This is a genomic window from Acidovorax sp. (assembly GCF_047607405.1).
GTDB lineage: Bacteria > Pseudomonadota > Gammaproteobacteria > Burkholderiales > Burkholderiaceae_C > Acidovorax.
On sequence record NZ_JASGDA010000097.1, the window covers coordinates 1 to 2,907 of the forward strand.

Annotated in this window: 2 protein-coding genes and 2 pseudogenes; 1 reads left to right on the plus strand and 3 read right to left on the minus strand. The window is 68.3% G+C overall.

The annotated features are described in order from the left end of the window. Together QM569_RS11470 and argS are read right to left on the minus strand one after the other, a co-directional pair. A pseudogene (locus tag QM569_RS11470) lies at positions 1 to 259 on the minus strand (sporulation protein); the annotation flags it as partial. Between the two features lie 9 nt (positions 260 to 268). After that, the gene (gene argS, locus QM569_RS11475; RefSeq protein WP_414987364.1) at positions 269 to 1,954 is read right to left on the minus strand and encodes an arginine--tRNA ligase; all 1,686 of its coding nucleotides are present in this window, start codon (positions 1,952 to 1,954) and stop codon (positions 269 to 271) included. Positions 1,955 to 2,059: 105 nt separating this feature from the next. Between argS and QM569_RS11480 the strand changes: the two genes are divergently transcribed. Beyond that, complete coding sequence (locus tag QM569_RS11480; protein ID WP_414987365.1) at positions 2,060 to 2,374, plus strand: PsiF family protein; 315 nt, start codon at positions 2,060 to 2,062, stop codon at positions 2,372 to 2,374. Between the two features lie 200 nt (positions 2,375 to 2,574). Here QM569_RS11480 and QM569_RS11485 read toward each other — a convergent pair. After that, positions 2,575 to 2,847, minus strand: a pseudogene (locus QM569_RS11485) (hypothetical protein); the annotation flags it as partial. Positions 2,848 to 2,907: the final 60 nt, after the last annotated feature.

The following is a 2,907-nucleotide window of genomic DNA, read 5'->3' on the forward strand; positions in this document are numbered from 1 at the left end:
CTGCCGCAGCGGCCTGCACCGGCGGCGCCTCGGCAGGGGCCACCGGCGCCACGGCGGGCGGGCGCGCCGGGGTCTTGCCATAGAGCGGCGCGTTCAGGTCCTTGCCGTCCAGGTTGACCTCGGACGAGCGCGGGTTCTTGTTGAGGAAGGGCACCGGCACCTTGGTCACGTACACGGCCACGGCCAGCGCGGCGGCCAAGCCGACGACGACGCCGACAATGAAGCCGATGACCGTTCCACCCGTTTGCTGTTTCTTCATAGTGACTGCTCACATCCTGGCTGGAGCCGACACGCCCAGCACGGCCAAACCATTGTGCAATACCTGCGCCGTGGCGGCGACGAGGGCCAGGCGCGCGCGCTTGACGGCCTCGTCGTCCACCAGGATGCGCTCGGCGTCGTAGTAGCTGTGGTAGCTGGCGGCCAGGTCGCGCAGGTAGAAGGTCACGTCGTGCGGCGCCTCGCCCTCGGCGGCGGCGGTGAGCATGTCGGGGTACTTGGCAAGCTGCAGCATCAGCGCCTGGGCCTGCGGGCCGTCCAGGGCGGACAGGTCGGCGTCCTTCAGCGTTGCCACGTCACCGCCCCAGGCCGTAAGCACCGAGCAGATGCGCGCATGGGCGTACTGCACGTAATAGACCGGGTTGTCGTTGTTCTGCGCCACGGCCAGGTCCACGTCGAAGGTGTACTCGGTGTCGGGCTTGCGGCTGAGCAGGAAGAACCGCACCGCGTCCTTGCTCGTCCACTCGATCAGATCGCGCAGCGTGACGTAGCTGCCCGCGCGCTTGCTGATCTTGACCTCCTCGCCGCCCTTGACCACGCGCACCATGGTGTGCAGCACGTAGTCGGGGTAGCCCTGCGGAATGCCCACGTCGGCGGCCTGCAGGCCCGCGCGCACGCGAGCGATGGTGCCGTGGTGGTCCGTGCCCTGGATGTTGACGACCTTGCCGTAGCCGCGCTCCCACTTGCTGATGTGGTAGGCCACGTCGGGCACGAAGTAGGTGTATGTGCCGTCCTGCTTGCGCATGACGCGGTCCTTGTCGTCGCCGTAGTCGGTGCTCTTGAGCCACAGCGCGCCGTCCTGCTCGTAGGTCTTGCCGTTGGCGACGAGCCTGTTCACCGTGGCCTCGACGCGGCCCGTGGTGTACAGGCTGGATTCGAGGTAGTACTCGTCGAACTTCAGGTTGAACGCCTGCAAGTCCTTGTCCTGCTCGTTGCGCAGGTAGGCCACGGCGAACTGGCGGATGGAGTCCAAATCTTCCACGTCGCCGCTGGCGGTGAACTCGCGGTCGTCGGCCTTGACGGTCTTCCTGGCCAAAAAGTCGTTGGCGATGTCCTGGATGTAGTCGCCGTTGTACGCCGCCTCGGGCCAGCCCGCGTCGCCCGGTTTCAGCCCCTTGGCGCGCAGTTGCGTGCTGGTGGCCAGCGTCTGGATCTGCACGCCCGCGTCGTTGTAGTAGAACTCGCGGTGGACCTGCCAGCCCTGGGTGCTGAACAGGTTGCAGATCGCGTCGCCCAGCGCCGCCTGGCGGCCATGGCCCACGTGCAGCGGGCCCGTGGGGTTGGCGGAGACGAACTCGACCAGCACGCGCTGGCCCTGTTCCTCCGTTCTTTCCGGGCGGTAGCCGAAGCGCGCCCCGGCGGCCAGCACCTCGCGCACCACCTCTTGCTTGGCGGCGGGCTTAAGGCGGATGTTGAGGAAGCCCGGCCCCGCGATCTCGATGCCGCCCACCCAGCGCTGAAAGGCGGGCGTGGCCTGCAGCGCGGCCTGGAGCTGCTCGCCCAGGGCGCGCGGGTTGAGCTTGAGCGGCTTGGCGAGCTGCATGGCGGCGGTGCAGGCAAAGTCGCCGTGCGCGGCCACCTTGGGGGACTCGAACGCGGCGCGGCTGCCCGCGCCGGGCGACAATTTTTCCAGCTCGGCGGCCAGCGCCGCGAGCAATTCCTGTTTGACGGAGAGCATCCAGGGATTCTACGGGGCGCCCCGTCATCCCCGCGCCCTGGCGCGGCGTTATGCTGCATGGCCCGGACGCACCGGGCCACCCATCCACTCTCGCAGGAGCACTACATGAAAAAACTGCTTTCGCTGCTGGCCGCTGCCAGCCTGGCCTTCTCGTTCGCCACCGCCCATGCCGCCGACGGCGACGCCCCCAAGAAGGCGCCCACCGCCCAGCAGACCAAGATGAAGACCTGCAACGCCGAGGCCAGCGGCAAGAAGGGCGACGAGCGCAAGGCGTTCATGAAGGAATGCCTGTCGACCAAGAAGGCCACGCAGCAGGACAAGATGAAGTCATGCAACGCCGAGGCCAAGACCAAGGACCTGAAGGGCGATGCGCGCAAGGGCTTCATGAAAGAGTGCCTCGCTGGCGCCCACGCCGCCTGACGGCCCCCAGCGCCCAGCACACCAGCCCCGCCGCGCGCGGGGCTTTTTAGTCCACCCTGACCCGTTGACCACCATTCGAGCGTGGTGCGGGTGCTCGAGCCCAGCAGGCCCGAGCGACGCACGTGGTAGGCGTCGTCCAGCGTCTGCGTGGCTTGGCCTGCAGTGATGTGTACGTCGCGCCCGGCGCTCAGGCGCAGATCCTGCGTGGTCTGCACCTGGGCTGCCCGGGCGTGGACATCGCTGCCCGCCTGGATCGCCGTGCTGCCCTGGGTGTCGATGCGGGCGCCGACTTCCTGGCTGGCGCCGAAGTGCAGGTGGTTCTTCCCGTCCCAGGTGATGCGCTGGTCGCTGGAGGTCTGCACGGTGGAGAGGGTGAGGTCACGCCCCGCCTCGATCCGGGCGGCGGCGCCTTCGGCTGTGTTGGTGATGTGCGCGCCCTGCAGGGTGAGGTCCTGGCCTGCGCTCAAGACCATGGTGCCGTTGGCGCCCAGGGCCGCCACCCGGTCGATGACGGTGGTGGTGGAGCCGTTGGC

What these genes read in the sequence shown, in the direction of transcription:
- QM569_RS11480 (WP_414987365.1), top strand. Translation starts at nt 2,060, where the DNA reads ATGAAAAAACTGCTTTCGCTGCTGGCCGCTGCCAGCCTGGCCTTCTCG.
- argS (WP_414987364.1), bottom strand. Translation starts at nt 1,954, where the DNA reads ATGCTCTCCGTCAAACAGGAATTGCTCGCGGCGCTGGCCGCCGAGCTG.